The organism is Bacillus pretiosus (genome assembly GCF_051294775.1).
GTDB classification, from domain to species: domain Bacteria; phylum Bacillota; class Bacilli; order Bacillales; family Bacillaceae_G; genus Bacillus_A; species Bacillus_A wiedmannii.
On the sequence record NZ_JBPPHF010000001.1, the window covers coordinates 214,317 to 229,770 of the forward strand.

16 protein-coding genes are annotated in these 15,454 nt (G+C 33.7%); 11 read left to right on the top strand and 5 right to left on the bottom strand.

Annotation, left to right across the window (positions count from 1 at the left end):
• Nucleotides 1-48: 48 nt before the first annotated feature.
• From ccdA to ACSG5Z_RS01165, 3 genes are read left to right on the top strand one after another with little or no spacing between them, the layout of a single operon-like run.
• Nucleotides 49-762 (top strand): cytochrome c-type biogenesis protein CcdA, encoded by a 714-nt coding sequence (gene ccdA, locus ACSG5Z_RS01155; protein WP_000990445.1) that lies wholly within the window; start codon nt 49-51, stop codon nt 760-762.
• An 18-nt stretch (nt 763-780) separates the two neighbouring features.
• On the top strand, nt 781-1,335 hold the full coding sequence (locus tag ACSG5Z_RS01160; protein WP_000733169.1) for a TlpA family protein disulfide reductase: 555 nt from the start codon (nt 781-783) through the stop codon (nt 1,333-1,335).
• Nucleotides 1,336-1,353: 18 nt separating this feature from the next.
• Nucleotides 1,354-2,034 carry a prolipoprotein diacylglyceryl transferase family protein gene (locus ACSG5Z_RS01165; RefSeq protein WP_142936417.1) on the top strand — a complete coding sequence of 227 codons (681 nt, stop codon included), beginning with the start codon at nt 1,354-1,356 and terminating at the stop codon, nt 2,032-2,034.
• Nucleotides 2,035-2,087: 53 nt separating this feature from the next.
• Here the strand turns inward: ACSG5Z_RS01165 and ACSG5Z_RS01170 are convergent, their stop codons facing one another.
• Nucleotides 2,088-2,633: a helix-turn-helix domain-containing protein gene (locus ACSG5Z_RS01170; RefSeq protein WP_435710423.1), complete on the bottom strand. Its 546-nt coding sequence runs from the start codon at nt 2,631-2,633 to the stop codon at nt 2,088-2,090.
• A 145-nt stretch (nt 2,634-2,778) separates the two neighbouring features.
• Here ACSG5Z_RS01170 and dsdA point away from each other — a divergent pair, with 145 nt between their 5' ends.
• Both dsdA and ACSG5Z_RS01180 read left to right on the top strand, forming a co-directional pair.
• Complete coding sequence (dsdA, locus tag ACSG5Z_RS01175) at nt 2,779-4,119, top strand: D-serine ammonia-lyase (RefSeq protein WP_435710424.1); 1,341 nt, start codon at nt 2,779-2,781, stop codon at nt 4,117-4,119.
• 159 nt (nt 4,120-4,278) lie between these two features.
• Nucleotides 4,279-5,526, top strand: a complete 1,248-nt coding sequence (locus ACSG5Z_RS01180; protein WP_435710426.1) for a DUF445 domain-containing protein — start codon at nt 4,279-4,281, stop codon at nt 5,524-5,526.
• 29 nt (nt 5,527-5,555) lie between these two features.
• On the opposite strand, the gene exsE is transcribed toward ACSG5Z_RS01180, so the two are convergent.
• The 4 genes from exsE to ACSG5Z_RS01200 are packed head-to-tail and all read right to left on the bottom strand — an operon-like array spanning nt 5,556 to nt 8,494.
• Nucleotides 5,556-6,512, bottom strand: a complete 957-nt coding sequence (exsE, locus tag ACSG5Z_RS01185) for an exosporium protein ExsE (protein WP_435710427.1) — start codon at nt 6,510-6,512, stop codon at nt 5,556-5,558.
• Entirely contained in the window at nt 6,509-7,579 is a 1,071-nt protein-coding gene (locus ACSG5Z_RS01190) for a hypothetical protein (RefSeq protein ID WP_435710429.1), read from the bottom strand. The genes exsE and ACSG5Z_RS01190 overlap by 4 nt, the downstream gene beginning before the upstream one ends.
• Nucleotides 7,572-8,015: a hypothetical protein gene (locus ACSG5Z_RS01195; protein ID WP_088082902.1), complete on the bottom strand. Its 444-nt coding sequence runs from the start codon at nt 8,013-8,015 to the stop codon at nt 7,572-7,574. Before ACSG5Z_RS01195 ends, ACSG5Z_RS01190 begins: the two co-directional genes overlap by 8 nt.
• Nucleotides 8,012-8,494 carry an RNA polymerase sigma factor gene (locus ACSG5Z_RS01200; RefSeq protein ID WP_435710431.1) on the bottom strand — a complete coding sequence of 161 codons (483 nt, stop codon included), beginning with the start codon at nt 8,492-8,494 and terminating at the stop codon, nt 8,012-8,014. The genes ACSG5Z_RS01195 and ACSG5Z_RS01200 overlap by 4 nt, the downstream gene beginning before the upstream one ends.
• Nucleotides 8,495-8,777: 283 nt before the next feature.
• Here ACSG5Z_RS01200 and ACSG5Z_RS01205 point away from each other — a divergent pair, with 283 nt between their 5' ends.
• The 6 genes from ACSG5Z_RS01205 to cls all read left to right on the top strand — a co-directional run bounded on the left by ACSG5Z_RS01205 (nt 8,778) and on the right by cls (nt 15,212).
• Nucleotides 8,778-9,416 (top strand): response regulator transcription factor, encoded by a 639-nt coding sequence (locus ACSG5Z_RS01205; protein WP_060489832.1) that lies wholly within the window; start codon nt 8,778-8,780, stop codon nt 9,414-9,416.
• 4 nt (nt 9,417-9,420) lie between these two features.
• A complete protein-coding gene (locus tag ACSG5Z_RS01210) occupies nt 9,421-10,521 on the top strand; it encodes a sensor histidine kinase (RefSeq protein ID WP_435710432.1) in 1,101 nt (366 codons plus the stop codon).
• Between the two features lie 136 nt (nt 10,522-10,657).
• Nucleotides 10,658-11,596, top strand: coding sequence for an ABC transporter ATP-binding protein (locus ACSG5Z_RS01215; protein ID WP_435710434.1), 939 nt, complete (start codon nt 10,658-10,660; stop codon nt 11,594-11,596).
• A 37-nt stretch (nt 11,597-11,633) separates the two neighbouring features.
• Nucleotides 11,634-12,743, top strand: a complete 1,110-nt coding sequence (locus ACSG5Z_RS01220; RefSeq protein WP_435710435.1) for an ABC transporter permease — start codon at nt 11,634-11,636, stop codon at nt 12,741-12,743.
• A 1-nt stretch (nt 12,744) separates the two neighbouring features.
• The gene (locus tag ACSG5Z_RS01225) at nt 12,745-13,890 is read left to right on the top strand and encodes an ABC transporter permease (RefSeq protein WP_435710436.1); all 1,146 of its coding nucleotides are present in this window, start codon (nt 12,745-12,747) and stop codon (nt 13,888-13,890) included.
• Between the two features lie 110 nt (nt 13,891-14,000).
• Nucleotides 14,001-15,212, top strand: coding sequence for a cardiolipin synthase (gene cls, locus ACSG5Z_RS01230; RefSeq protein WP_435710437.1), 1,212 nt, complete (start codon nt 14,001-14,003; stop codon nt 15,210-15,212).
• Nucleotides 15,213-15,454: the final 242 nt, after the last annotated feature.

Consider the following 15,454-nt stretch of genomic DNA (forward strand, 5'->3'; position numbering starts at 1 on the left):
TTTTTTAAGAATTAACACTACTTATTGTAGTGCTTTAGGGGGAGTAAAATGAATGCAGCAGATTTAACAATTTGGCTTGTAGCTGGGGCAGGGGTATTGTCATTTATATCACCATGTTCTTTACCGCTATATCCATCTTATTTATCATATATTACAGGTGTGTCTATTCAAGATTTAAAAGAGAATCGTGGAATTATGCAAAAATCAGCGATTATACATACCGTATTTTTTATGATCGGATTTTCGGTTATATTTTATGCGTTAGGTTTATCGGTAAGTTGGATTGGAATAACATTTTCATCTAACCAAAAATTGATTCAACAAATTGGTGGGGTTTTTATTGTTTTGATGGGACTGTTTATGACAGGTTTGTTTCAACCTAAGTGGCTTATGGCAGAGAAAAAAGTACAATACAGAAGTAAATCGACTGGATATATTCGCTCGATTTTAGTCGGTATGACATATGCAGCGGGTTGGACGCCATGTGTTGGACCGATATTTTCAGCTGTACTCATGCTTGGTGCGACGAATCCTGAAGGGGCACTTCTTTATATTACAGCGTATACTCTTGGCTTTGCGGTTCCATTTTTCGTGATGGCATTCTTTATTGGGAAGGTAAAATGGATTGTTACATATGCCAATGTCATGATGAAAATTGGCGGTGGAATGATGATTGTAACAGGGGTTTTATTGTATACAAATCAAATGACGAAAATTACCGCATTCTTTATTCGTCTATTCGGTGGATTTACAGGCTTTTAAAAATGAGGAGGAAGAAAAGTGAAGAAACTAATTGCGATTATACTGGCCGGGGCATTAATTTGGGCCGGAGTTAATTTTTATAATACAAAGAAAGAAGAAAAAGAAAGAAAAGCAAAACAAGCGGAGTTACAAGAAACAGAAGTATTACCACAAGTAGGATTTAAAGCACCAAACATAACATTAAAAGGGTTAGACGGGAAGCTGTATTCGTTAAATGATGCAAAAGGCAAGCCATACCTTATTAATTTTTGGGCATCATGGTGTGGCCCATGTGAAATGGAGGCACCTGACTTAGTTCGTATGTATGATAAATATAAAAAGGATGTTGAAATTTTTGCGGTAAATGCGACAATTGGAGATCCAGTACAAGAAGCGAGTGCATTTGCAGATCGTCACGGATTTAAGTTTCCTGTTTTACTAGATATGGACGGAGTAGCTGGATTAGATTATAAAGTATTTTCGTTACCAACGACATTTTTTGTTAATAAAGATGGAATTATCGTAGAGCAAGTACGAGGCGTATTACCTCCAGATCAATTAGAAGAGAAATTTAAGAAATTAATTGAGAGTTAAAGAGGGGATTTTGTATTGATGGAGTGGATCGTGAGGTTACAACCCGTATCTCTTATAATTGGAAGTTTATTTGGATTTATGTTGATGAAACGAAAGATGAAGAACGAAAGTGTACCATATGAAAAAATGATGGATGCAGTAACAAATGCTTTTCTTATCATCGTATTTGTATGGAAATTTGCACCGGCAATTTTAAATCCAGTATGGGCCTTTAGGTCGCCATTGCAGGCACTATTAGCTGTAGGAAGTATGCAGCATATTATAGCAGGATGTGTAATTGCGAGTATATACATTGTTTGGAAAAGTAAAAAGGGACAATTTTCGCTTCGTATTTTACTTGATGCATTACCTATTGGACTATGTATGAGCATTATTTTTTATTTTCTATTCAACCACAAAATAGGTGTACAAACGACATTGCCTTGGGGTGTGAAAATATATGAATCTAAATTTTTATATCACCCTATTTTCGTATACGAGATCATCCTCGCCCTTTGTATAATCGGCTTGTTATGGATGAAAAATGAAAGGCTCGGAAATGGAAAGAATATAAGTGTTTTTCTAATAGTTGAGGGAGTTGCTCATATTATTATTTCGCTTATTAGTGAACAAAATTCGGTTTTATTTGGTTTATCAATACAGCAAATAATGAGCTTCTTTTTTATTAGTTTAGGGATTTTGTTGGTGCCGAAAAAATAAAAAGATAGCCACGTATGGAGTGTGTCCGTACGTGGCTATCTTTTTATTATATATTAAAAAATCGGCGGAGTAACAGAAAATAAAACAATTGCATTTTTCTCGAATTGATTTACCCATTTATGTTTTAAATAAGCGGGTATTTTTACGCTATCACCCGTTTCTAATATGTATTCTTCTTCATTTAAATGTAATGTAATTTTCCCGTCTAATACGTATGCTAACTCTTCACCTTTATGTTCTAGTACATTTTCTGATGAAGCTGTATTCGGTGGAACAGTCATAATTGCTGTTGCTAAATTTCCTGTAAAATCAGGTGATAGCAATTCATATGATAAATTATCGATAATCATTTTTTTTCGTTTATGAGCACGTACAATTAAATCGTCTGTATTTGTATCTTCCAATAAAAAGCTAAATGTTGGAACATCAAGAGCTTTAGCGAGTACTTTTAATGTTTGAATAGAAGGGTTAGCAGACCCACGCTCAATTTGACTTAACATAGATGGTGTAATACCTGCCATCGTTGCTAGTTCTTTACTCGTTAAACCTTTTTCTTTTCTTTGCTTTTCAATCTTTTTACCAATATCTATATTTTCCATAATGAAAGGCTCCTCACTAATTATTAAATTATATTTAAATAAATTAAATTAAAATTAACTAAAGTAAATAATTTATGTTAAACTAAATTAAAATTAATTATAATTTATTGAATCGTAAGCTACAAGGTTATGAGGAGGAAGAGAAATGAAGGGAATAGAGAAATTAAAAGAGGAATATCCACTATTAAATAAATTAATCTCAACAGAAGAAGTGTTTTGGGTGAATCCGAACATGGAAAAGTATGAAACGGCAATAAAAGATTCCCCATTGAATGAAGGTGATGTAAAAGATGCGGAAGAGAGGTTAAAGCGTTTTGCACCGTACATTGCGAAAGTTTTTCCAGAAACGAAAGAAACGGGCGGCATTATAGAATCACCTTTAGTGAAGATACCTACTATGAAACAGTCTTTAGAGAAAAATTACGGGAAACCTATATTAGGTGAATTACTATTAAAATGTGATAGCGGGCTTCCGATATCAGGGTCAATTAAAGCTAGAGGCGGCATTTATGAAGTGCTGAAGCATGCTGAGAAATTAGCTTTGCAGTATGGAATGTTAACAGAAGAAGATGATTATTCCATTTTAGACAGTGATACATGTAGAGAGTTTTTTGCAAAATACTCAATTGCGGTAGGTTCTACAGGTAATTTAGGACTAAGCATTGGGATTATGAGTGCAAAACTAGGTTTTAACGTAACTGTTCATATGTCAGCAGACGCAAAAGAATGGAAAAAAGATTTATTAAGAAGTAAAGGTGTAAACGTTATTGAATATGAAGCTGATTATAGTAAAGCAGTAGAAGAGGGGCGTCAGCAAGCAGATGCAGATCCTAGCTGTTATTTTATAGATGATGAAAACTCACATGATTTATTTTTAGGATACGCAGTAGCAGCATCGCGTTTACAAAAGCAATTAGAAGAGTTAGAGATTGTAGTAGATGAAGAGCACCCTTTATTCGTTTACCTTCCGTGCGGAGTCGGAGGAGGGCCTGGCGGCGTCGCATTTGGTTTAAAGTTATTGTATAAAGACAACGTGCACTGTTTCTTTGCGGAGCCAACGCATTCTCCATGTATGTTACTCGGTTTAATGACAGGACTTCATGATAAAATTGCTGTTCAAGATATCGGGATTGATAATGTAACAGACGCGGACGGACTAGCGGTAGGAAGACCGTCTGGATTTGTCGGTAAAACGATGGAACCATTTTTGAGTGGGAATTACACAGTAAGTGATGAAGAGTTATATAGATTGTTGAAAGAACTAGCAGATACAGAAAATATTTATTTAGAACCTTCTGCGTTAGCCGGTATGATAGGTCCAGTGAAAGTATGTAAAGAAGATGAGTATGTACAAAAAAAACAGTTAACAGAGAAGATGAAGAAAGGTACTCATATTGTGTGGGGAACTGGCGGTAGTATGGTTCCAGAAGATGTGATGAGTGGATATTATAAAACAGGTGAGTCATTAACAATATTAGAAAAATGAGGCTAATTGTGGCCTCATTTTTTATTTATATGACAAATGTATTATTATAAATTCTTTGTTATTTTCGCATTAGTTCATTATAGTATAGATATAAAGAACGAATATCAAATAAACATAACAAAAAAGCTTTATTTTACATAATAAGAGGATGTGTATACGATGTCATTACAGACTAAATATATAGCGGGTATTTCGCTTGGGGTTATGGGAGTAGGTTTTGCGGCTTCTATCCCTTTTCAAGGAACGGTAGCTGGAGAGATTATACAAGGGGGATTTGAAGCTGGATTAGTTGGTGGACTTGCGGATTGGTTCGCAGTTACAGCATTATTCCGTCATCCGATGGGAATTCCAATTCCTCATACAGCGTTATTACCTAAAAATCGTAAACGAGTAACGAATGGGCTCATTCATACGTTAGAAAATGAGTGGCTGACGAAAGAAAGTATTACGAATAAAGTAAAAGAAATGCAGCTAGCGCAAATGGTACTGCAAATCGCTGAGAGAGAAATGCAGTCTGACGCTGTGAAAAAGGGAATTGTAAAAATTGCTGAGAAGGCGATTGTTACAATAGATACGGAAAAGTTAGCGGTTATTATTGAAAAAGAATTAAAAACGTATTTGCATACAATTAATACAAGTAACATATTACAAGTGCTTGTTGATCAATTGGTAGTGCAAGAGTACGATGAAAAGACACTGGATTACATATTAGTAAAAGTGAAAGATTGGACAGCGCAAGATGAAGCACGTTACCAGCTCGGAAGCTTAGGTATGAAGGCGATGGAAAACATAAAAGTAGATGGATTTTTACAGTTTACTTTGAAATCGTTTATGAATATTGTAGATGAAGATAAAATTGGCGGCATTTTGCAGAAATTTATTATTAGCAATATTAACAGCTTACAAGATGCAGATAATAGTACGAGACAACTTATATTATCGAAAATTCGTCAAGAAATTATAAATGTAAAAGAAAATGAAGCTTTACTACAAGAATTAGAAAATTGGAAAGAAAAATGGATTGCCAATTGGAATGCTACTGACAAAATTAAAGAGATGCTGGAGCAAGTGCAACAAAGGGCAATTACTTTTGTGAAAAACGAAGAGTTTACGGATAAATATGTTATTCCATTTTTACAAACACAAATGAATAAAATAAAAGAAGATGAACAGACTGTTCAAAAAATAGAAGATTGGTTACAAAAACAAGTTGTCACACTTGTGGAAAAGAATCATTCGAAAATCGGAAAACTTGTACAAGAAAACCTTGATAAGTTAGATGATAAAACGTTAATTGAAATGATTGAAAATAACGTCGGTAAAGATTTACAGTGGATCCGAGTAAACGGGGCTGTTTGCGGATTTATGATTGGATTAGTGTTAGAAGGAATTAAAGCGATTATATGAGAAAAACCTTCCACAATTGTGGAAGGTTTTTATTTTTCAATAATACTCATATTGATATTATAAGCTTTTTCAATATTTAACTTGTACGTCCCATTGCCTGTTTTAATCGAATTTTTATACCAATGTTCTTGTTCGTTGAATTCTTTATTTTCTTCCGAAGTTTTCTCTTCTTTTTTCGTTAAATCTTCAACTTGTTCCCAAGGTGTGTTTCCGTGGGATTCTTTTTTGTTTGTTATGGCGATTAAAGATACATCGCTTTCTTTTGCTAAATGAACAGATACATGTGAACTTTCTTGTACAAACCAATTATTTTGTAATTGACCAGGATAAAGGGATAGTTCGTTATTTGAAGCACGAACTTCTACATTTTTATTTTGCGGAAGAACGAGTGTCGGTTTGACTTGTGGTGCTGAATTCCATAACGTATGTTGAACGGGTAATGATTTTAAAGTAATATACATCGTTTCCCCAGCTGTTTGAACCGAAAGGAAATCTTCTTGTTTTAAATTAAGTTTTTCATTAGTTTTCGTCGTCATTTCATATGTTCCAAGAAGGTGAATTTGATTTGTATCATTTCCCTCTATTGTTAGAGGGTGCTGTCCTGCATCCACTACAATTTTTTTGATAGATTCAGGTATATCAATTTGTCCACTTGGAATATTGCTCGTTTGGCGAGTGGTATGAATAGAATGACGAACTTCATCTAGTAATCCAGTTGATAATAAACAGTAAAAAGCAATTCCAACGCTTCCTAAAATGCCGATAAAGAAAATACTAAAAATATCATATTTAATAAAGGATTGTTCCTTTTTAGAAAATAGAAGGTATAGTAAAATTTCCACGCCAAGAATAATAAGTAAAACAGGCCACCATGCTGTTAAGGAATCTAATACCTCAGTACCTTTTACAACTGAAAATAGTAAGAAGCAACCTAATGAAATAATAGAAAGCCCCATTGAAAATGTTCCAACGCGCCATGTTCTCATTCTTTTGTACCACCTTTGTTTTCTTTATTTCCAAGTAACAATTTAAAGCCGCCACCAATTAAGAGGAGTGCAACGATAGATGTTTGGAAATAGCGATAATATAGCTCGCTAAGATGAATGTTAAATATAGTTGCAAAGTAATCATTCAAAATAGGAAGGAGTGTTTGATCTAATAAATAATAACCACCGAGTGTAATTAACCCAATACCGATCCATCTTTGATGATTGATAAAATAATCAATGATAGGTTCGTCATGTACACGTTCTTTTCCATACTTTGCAGTTTGCTGTAAAGCGTCAAAGAAGCTATAGAACCAAATGATTGGTACTAAAAATAAAAACGCTGAAAGTCTTAATAAGTCGAGTAAATAGATGGAAAGTAAAAAGGCTGCCATAAGCTGAAGACCGCGGCGTTGTAAGCCTAAATACATATGTCCCGCTCCAGGGAACATCGCTAAAATAGAAGCGAATGTTTTATTCTTCTTTCCTTGTTCACGATGCTCTTCAAACTCTTCGAAAATAGTACGGTCATCTAGTTGCTCGCCACGTTCTTTTTTCTGGAGTTGCTGAACAACATCGAAGAAATTGTAAATCCATAAAACAGGTAATGTTATAAGGAAGATAAGGAAACTTTCTTGTGATGTTAAAAGTGAAACGAAAATAATCATACTTCCGATCCCTGTGCAAGCTACTAAAAATGTAAGTCCACGTTGCATAAGCCCTAATTGGAAATGACCAAGTCCAGGGATGATGGATAGAAGAATGATATAAAATCGTTCGCTTTCTTTAGAGGAATTTATTAATTCTCCAGCTTCTTGTTTTTTCGTTTGGTTTATAATGGTGATAACTAAATCTAGTAAGTTAATTATCCATAGAACAGCTAGTAAAAATAGGGGGAGAAAGACAATGGTGCGCTCTCCTAATTCTACTACGCAAAAAACTGCAAAAGAAAATAGTAATAAAGCCCCTCCGCTATATAAAATAAACCGTCCAAACTTCTTTAAATATAAATGTCCAAGCCCAGGAATTAGCCCTAATACAAGTGCTAAAAAGGGATTTTTATTCATGCTTTGAACCTCCGTCCTTTTTTGATGTATCTACCGATTTGTTTACAATTTGTTGTGAAATAGAAGACTCGTTATGTTTTGAAGATTTCTCGAAATTTGATGTCGCTGTGAAAATATACTGGAATAAACCACTTACCATAAAAATAATTGTAGCTGCGGTCGCAATTATGTAGTGAATAATCGTTCGCTTTAATGAGTTTGTTTTTATATTTTCATTAGGTTGTAGCGTTTCAAAATCAATTTGCGTCATAACTTCATTCGTAAATGAATCATCATTTATCATTGGAAGGTTTTCATGTTGTTCATCGATACTTTCCATATAAAGTGCTAAACAATGATCACATTCATAAAGGTGTTCTTCCATAGATTCACGTTCATTGCTTTCTATAAAATCTAAAGTATAATTGCGCCAATCTTCTTTTGAATAATGCGTCATAGAAACTCTTCCTCCTTCCAATGTTTTTTAATCCACTTTCTTGCCCGATACAGTTTCATTTCGACTGTTTTCACTTCGATGTTTTCCTGCAAAGCAATTTCTTGATAGCTTTTTTCTTCTAAGTAATGTGAGAGAACGATGTCACGGTAATTCTCGGGAAGTTCTCTCAGTTTTTGAGCAATGAGTAATTTTTGCTCTTTCGTCAATAATAAATCCTCAACGTTATGAGAGGATTTTATATTTTCCTCAGTTTCTTTACATAAGGAGAGTTCTTCGTTTTCTCTAGCTTTTTTTCTCTTATAATCAATAGCGTGATTGGTGGCAATACGCGACATCCACGTTTTTAATCCGCGAAATTGATAATTTGGGAGAGAGGCGTGAATTTTTACGAATACTTCTTGTGTAACATCTTTCGCATCTTCTTCATGTCTTAAAATAGAAAAGATGACTTGAAAAATATAATGACGATATGTTTGCACAAGGATACGAAAAGCGTGTTCGCTTCCTTGCTGTGCTTTTTCAATTAATTGTTTTTCCTCAATGGGTCTCTCCCTCCTTTTTGACGCATTCTATTATATAGACGTAAGAAATGATCGGTCACCCTACACATGTTGTAAAAAAAGAATAATATATTTTTAGGAAGGAAGCTATACGAAAAAAGGTGTGAAAAAATGGTAAAGAGAAGTATATAATGAGCAAGTAGGAAATGTTACGTGAAGAAAGGATGTGAATGTTAGTAGGGGAAGGTCCATACTAACAAACATGAAAATTAAAATATTAATAGCAGATGATAATTCTTTTATTAGAGAAGGCATGAAAATTATTTTAAATACATATGAAGAGTTCGAAGTTGTAGATACAGTAAATGATGGGAAAGAAGCAGTGGAATATTGCAAAAAGAACGACGTTGATATCGCTCTTTTAGATGTTCGCATGCCAAATATGAACGGGGTAGAGGCAACGAAATTCATTTGTGAAGGGACGAAAACGAAACCGCTAATTTTAACGACGTTCGATGATGATGAATATATTTTGGACGCAGTAAAAAACGGGGCGAAAGGTTATTTATTAAAAAATAATGATCCAGAGCGTATTCGTGATGCAATAAAAGGAGTATATAACGGTCAAACTGTTATGCAAGATGTAGTGCTTGATAAAATTAAGTGCAATTTAATGGAAAGCAAAGAGGACGAATGTAAAATAGATACAAGTCTTTTTACAGAAAGAGAACTTAGTATTATCGCATTAATTGCGAAAGGTTTCTCGAATAAAGAAATTTCAAAGCAACTTTTCATATCAGAAGGAACGATTGCAAATTATATTACATCAGTTTTAGGGAAAACTGGACTTGAACATCGCACACAAATTGCGATTTATTATTTAACAGGGAAAGTAGATTGAAGATATGGAATTTTGGTTAATTGTAAGTAAATTAATTGTCTTTATTTATATTGTGTTTAGTTACATTTATTTAAATGTTGTGAACTTACCATGGATTATACTTACTTTGCTTTTATATCTTTCTGTAAATGTGCTGATCTCTATATTTAAACAAGATACGTACAAAAACATATTATCTAGTCTGTCAATTGGCATAGTTATGTTATTTACATGGAAGGTTCATCCGTTTTTTATTTTATTTTTACCATTGAACTTATATGAAGTTATATTTCGTTATATAGAGAAGAAATGGCAGCTCTTTATCATTATGATGATTCCTATTATCTTTACAGAAGAAAGTATTCGAATGACATATGGATTAATTGTTACATTTTCTTTCATCGTATTAACTATGGCAGAACGGTATATATCGCGTGTATTAAAGCTTGAATCACAAAATGATAAGATGCGAAAAGATATGCAGCGGCTGACGAAAAGCTTAAATGAAAATAAAGAGTACATAAAGCAATCAGAGTACACATTTAAGTTAGAAGAGAGAAATCGGTTGTCACAAGAAATTCATGATAAAATTGGCCACTCGATGACAGGGGCGCTAATTCAAATGGAAGCAGCAAAGAGATTAATGGGGATAGATAAAGAAAAATCTGCCGAGTTATTACAAAATGCAATTCATATATCGAAAGATGGAATTGAAAGTATTAGAGTTACATTAAAAAATATGAAGCCACCAACGGAGCAAATTGGCATTCATCGTATGAAATTATTCATAGAGGAATTTGCCGGTAAGCATGATATAAATATTCCTTTCGTATATAAAGGGAATTTAGATATGATCTCACCGATTCAGTGGAAGATTATCGGTGAAAATGTTACGGAGGCACTAACGAACGCGATGAAATATGCTGATGCGACAGTCATTTCAATCGATATTCATGTACTTAACAAGATGGTGAAAGTACAGGTGAAGGATAATGGAAAAGGTGCAGCTCTCGTTAAGAAAGGTCTCGGGATTATGGGGATGGAGGAGCGAACAGCATCAGTAAACGGAAAAATTATTGTAGACGGAAGAAGTGGTTTTTCAGTAACGATGCTGTTGCCGATATAAGAAAATGGGACGAAGATGAATCATCTCATATGAAAAAAGTGAATAATCTCATGTGAAAAGAATGAACTTCTGCACTGAGCAGGTTCATTTTTTTGTTTATAATGAATAGCAGAGAAACCGAAATAGGGGTGAAATGATGAATACATTAGAAATTAAAAATTTAACGAAAAAATTTGGTGATTTCATCGCGGTAGATAATATGTCTTTATCTATTAAAGAAGGAGAGATATTTGGCTTTTTAGGATCAAATGGTGCTGGTAAGAGTACAACGATAAATATGATTGCTGGGTTGTTAAGAAGTAATGAAGGTGAAATTAGCATATTAGGAAAAAATATAAAGAAACATAATCGATTTGCGAAGATGAATATCGGTATCGTTCCGCAAGATATTGCGATTTATGAAGAGTTAACTGCCTATGAAAATGTGAAATTCTTTGCTGGACTGTACGGGTTAAGAGGAGCTGAACTAAAAGCGAGAGTAGAGGAAGCACTTCAATTTGTGGGACTTAGTGATAAACATAAAAGTTACCCGAAAAACTTTTCAGGCGGGATGAAACGAAGACTGAATATTGCTTGTGCGATTGCTCATAGACCGAAGTTAATTATTATGGATGAGCCGACGGTTGGAATTGATCCACAGTCAAGAAACTATATTCTCCAGTCGGTTCGAAAATTAAATGAAATGGGAAGTACCATTATTTACACGAGCCACTATATGGAAGAAGTAGAAGAGATTTGTACGAAAATAGCAATTGTAGATCACGGTAAAGTGATTGCAGAAGGTACGAAAGAACAGTTAAAAGCGATTATTACTGATACGAAAGACATTTGGATTGAAGTAAAATCAGTAGAAAATTTAGATGTAGAAAAGTTAAAAGAGATAAACGGTGTGAAAGCTATTCAAATTGAAGAGAACGTAATCAAGGTAAACTCGGATGCAGGAGTAAATAATTTAAATAAAATTATTCAGCACTTCATTAATCATGACATTGAAGTTCGTTCGTTAGAGGAGCAGGCTCCGAACTTAGAAACAGTATTCCTTACGTTGACTGGAAGAAACTTACGAGATAAATAAAAGGTAAATGAAGAAAAGGTAAAGGGAGGTTCATCAATTGAACATCTTCAATATTGCAGTTATGCATATTAAAAGAGATTTCAGAGACGTAAGAACTTTAGTTTTTATGTTAGCATTTCCGATTGTACTAATGCTTGTGTTAGGAACAGCGTTAACGAATGCATTTGATAGTGATAGTCAAGCGATTAAAGATATACAAGTGCTCTACAAAGATGAAGCGAGTAGCACATTTTCTCAAACGTTCAAAGCATTTACGAAAGAAGTCGATAAATCGGGTATTCATTTTAAAAAAGTTTCAGGCAGTATAGATGGGAAAGAAGAAGTGAAGCAAAATAAATATGATGCTTATGTAGAATTAAATAAAGATGGTGCGAAATTTTACGGAAGTGACAAAAGTAGTATTGAGGGAAGTATTGTGGAAGGCATGCTTACAACATTTATTGATAAGTACAATGTAGCGGCCGAAGTTGCAAAGGTTGATCCTAGTAAGGTGAGCGCGGTTATTTCAAGCGGAAATCATAATGATTATATAAAAGAAACATCTTTACAAGCTGCGAAAAAGCCAGGTTCTATGGATTACTATGCGGTTGTAATGACGACGATGATTGCACTATATGCTGCGATGGGAGCGAGTTCTTTAATTCGTGGAGAACGAATACGTAAAACAGGAGATCGCCTCATTGCTGCGCCTATAAGTAAGGCTGAAATATTCATTGGAAAAGTACTTGGTAGCCTAGTAGCAAATGCTCTTTGCGTATTACTTGTCATGTTATTTAGTAAATTTGTCTTTCAAGCGAATTGGGGCGAACATCTTGGAATCATATTTATTATTTTATTAACACAAATCTTTCTAGCAATTAGCTTCGGTTTAGGGATTGGATATATTACGAAAACAGCTGAATCATCGAGAGCGATTATTCTTGTAGTTGTGCAATTAGCCTCTATTTTTGGTGGTGCATATTTCGTAATAGAAGAAAATTTCGTTACGAATTTATCACCATTAACGTGGGCAAACACAGCTGTTATGAAAATTATTTATGCAAATGATGTAGGAGCAGCGTTGCCAGTAATATGTTTGAATCTTGGCATTTCGGCACTCTTTTTATTAATTGCAATTATTGCATTACGTAGACGGGAGGGGCTATAGTATGAAAGATATTTTATGGCTCATACAAAAAACGTTATCTGTACTTTTGAAAAATAAAAAAGGGTTATTCATTATTATTAGTTTGCCGATAATTGGAACATTAATCTCCTTCTCAATGTATGGGAATGTCGGGCAAGGGACGTTAAATATCGGGGTTATAAATAAAGAAAATCAATCTATAGCAAATGATACGGTGAAATTTTTAGAAGGATTAAATCAGGTAAAGGTAAGTAAAATTAAAGAATCTGAAGTAGAAGATAAACTCACTTCCAAAAAACTTGATGGAGTTATTACATTAGATTCTGGTTTTTCAAAAAGTGTTCGAGAAGGGAAACCAAATCATATTGAAATTTCATCGATTAAAGGTGATCAAGTAACAGGATTTATAAAATCATATTTATACAATTATATTGATAATGTAGCAGCTATTAGTAAAGTAGCAGGAACAGATCAAAGTGCATTTGATAGTATGTACGCAGGATATCAAAAAGGTTCATTTAAAATGAAAACTGAGACGCTAGAAGATACTTCGAAAAATAAAGATATGACAAACCAAACGATGGGTTATCTTATTATGTTTATGCTATTTTCAGCAGCGAACTTATCAGGTTATATTTTAAAAGAAAAAGAAAATAGAACGTATTTTAGACTCTTATCAACGCCAATAGATGGGAAGAAATTCATATTATCTAATGTCGGGGTAAATATGATGATATTAACAGTACAAATTCTGATTACAATCCTATTCCTAACGAATGTTTTTCATACAAATATCAATATGCCTTTCATAGTGATGCTTGGCGTACTCATGCTATTTGCTTTAATAGCGATTGGAATATCGTTAGTGCTTGTCGCTTTTTCGAAAAACTCAGCATCGGCAAATGCACTGCAAAATATGATCATTGTACCGACATGTTTACTCGCTGGATGCTATTTTCCGTATGATATTATGCCGAAAGCAGTGCAAAAAGTAGCTGATTTTCTTCCGCAAAGATGGCTATTAGATACGGTATCAAAACTACAACAAGGAATTCCGATTTCAGATTTGTATTTAAATATATTAATCTTAATTGCCTTTGCGGTAGCATTCTTCTTAATTGCTATTTATAAGTTTGGAAGAAATAATGATGCGAGAAACTTTGTTTAATATGAAAAGGGTGTGACGTTAAGTCACATCCTTTTTTGTATGAAGCATGAAATCTAAATTGGAATGACAAAATAGAAGGGTAGAAAGAAAATGAGCGGAAGGAAATCAAAATGATTAAAAAAATATTGCGAGTTACTTCTATTATTATTGCTATTGTTGTTTTTATTTTAATTTGGATGCATATCGATGTTACTTTAGGTAGGAAAATGGAAGCTGGGAAAAACATGCCGACAGAGTATGCACCTCATTATAGTGATTTTCAATTATTTGTAGAAGGAAAGTCATTTTATAAACAGTTATTTACTGATATAAGGGAAGCGAAGCAATCTATTTACACGTACTTTTTTATTTTGTCGGATGATAAAAGTAGCCATACTTTTTTAAACTTATTAAAAGAGAAGGCAAAAGAAGGATTAAACGTCTATTTATCCGTTGATCGCATTAATGATTTATCATTTGAAAGCAAGATGATAAGTGAATTGCGGGAAAGTGGTGTACATTTTACATATAGTAGAAAACCTGAATTGCCATTCGGATTTTATTCACTTCACCATCGTAATCATCGCCGTATTACGACGATAGATGGGGAGATTGGCTATACAGGTGGTTTTAATATAGGAGATGAGTATTTAGGGAAAGATAAGCATTTTGGATATTGGCGTGACTATCATGTGCGGCTTAGAGGAGAAGGAGCAAAAGATTTAGAAGAGCAATTCGCTTCAGATTGGAAACGAGATACGAAAGAAAATATAAAAAGAAGTACGAATAAAGCTAGTAAAGGGAATACATTACATACGATGACTAGCTACAATGGACATTACGTCGCTGAAAAGTATATCGAATTAATAAAACAAGCGAAGCATTCAATCGTAATTACAACACCTTATTTTATAGCGAAAAATAAAGAATTTATGAATGCTTTAATTGAAGCGCAAAAACGTGGTGTTACAGTGAAAATACTTTGGTCATATAAACCAGATATTCCTCTCATTAAAGAGGCAGCGTATCCTTATATTCGTCAAGCTGTTAATAATGGAATTAAAGTATATGGTTATAAAAAAGGAATGTTTCATGGGAAGTTAATGTTAATTGATAATGAACTAACTGTTATCGGTACAACGAACATGACTGCACGTAGCTTTTATATGAATGATGAGATGAATTTGTATATTCACGGTGGGACTATCGTATCAGAAGTGAATGAGGCATTAACAAAAGATTTTCGTGATTCGAAAGAGATGACGAAACAATTTTTTGAGAAGTTATCGTTTTGGGAGCGTTGTAAGGAGAAGTTGGGGAGATTGTTTGATTTTTATTTGTAATGATTTAATGAAAATATTTGAAATTAAAAATATAGTGAGTATAAAGAAGGATGTGAATTTAATAAATAGGAAGTTGTATTGCTTATTTAATGAATAGAGAAGAAGTAGGAAAGAACCTTCAAAAACAGAAGGTTCTTTTTTACCTATAACTTACTGTTGGTCTTTAATAAATAATTGGGTCTAGCAGGTACTACCCGTTTATAGTTTGATTTTCTATATTATTGATATAAAAATATTGGCGC

Excerpts from the sequence above, each read along its gene's own strand:
- ACSG5Z_RS01190 (WP_435710429.1), bottom strand. The coding sequence starts at position 7,579 with ATGAATAAAAATCCCTTTTTAGCACTTGTATTAGGGCTAATTCCTGGG.
- ACSG5Z_RS01225 (WP_435710436.1), top strand. The coding sequence starts at position 12,745 with ATGAAAGATATTTTATGGCTCATACAAAAAACGTTATCTGTACTTTTG.
- ccdA (WP_000990445.1), top strand. The coding sequence starts at position 49 with ATGAATGCAGCAGATTTAACAATTTGGCTTGTAGCTGGGGCAGGGGTA.
- exsE (WP_435710427.1), bottom strand. The coding sequence starts at position 6,512 with ATGAGAACATGGCGCGTTGGAACATTTTCAATGGGGCTTTCTATTATT.
- dsdA (WP_435710424.1), top strand. The coding sequence starts at position 2,779 with ATGAAGGGAATAGAGAAATTAAAAGAGGAATATCCACTATTAAATAAA.
- ACSG5Z_RS01165 (WP_142936417.1), top strand. The coding sequence starts at position 1,354 with ATGGAGTGGATCGTGAGGTTACAACCCGTATCTCTTATAATTGGAAGT.
- ACSG5Z_RS01195 (WP_088082902.1), bottom strand. The coding sequence starts at position 8,015 with ATGACGCATTATTCAAAAGAAGATTGGCGCAATTATACTTTAGATTTT.
- cls (WP_435710437.1), top strand. The coding sequence starts at position 14,001 with ATGATTAAAAAAATATTGCGAGTTACTTCTATTATTATTGCTATTGTT.
- ACSG5Z_RS01205 (WP_060489832.1), top strand. The coding sequence starts at position 8,778 with ATGAAAATTAAAATATTAATAGCAGATGATAATTCTTTTATTAGAGAA.
- ACSG5Z_RS01215 (WP_435710434.1), top strand. The coding sequence starts at position 10,658 with ATGAATACATTAGAAATTAAAAATTTAACGAAAAAATTTGGTGATTTC.
- ACSG5Z_RS01170 (WP_435710423.1), bottom strand. The coding sequence starts at position 2,633 with ATGGAAAATATAGATATTGGTAAAAAGATTGAAAAGCAAAGAAAAGAA.
- ACSG5Z_RS01210 (WP_435710432.1), top strand. The coding sequence starts at position 9,421 with ATGGAATTTTGGTTAATTGTAAGTAAATTAATTGTCTTTATTTATATT.
- ACSG5Z_RS01180 (WP_435710426.1), top strand. The coding sequence starts at position 4,279 with ATGTCATTACAGACTAAATATATAGCGGGTATTTCGCTTGGGGTTATG.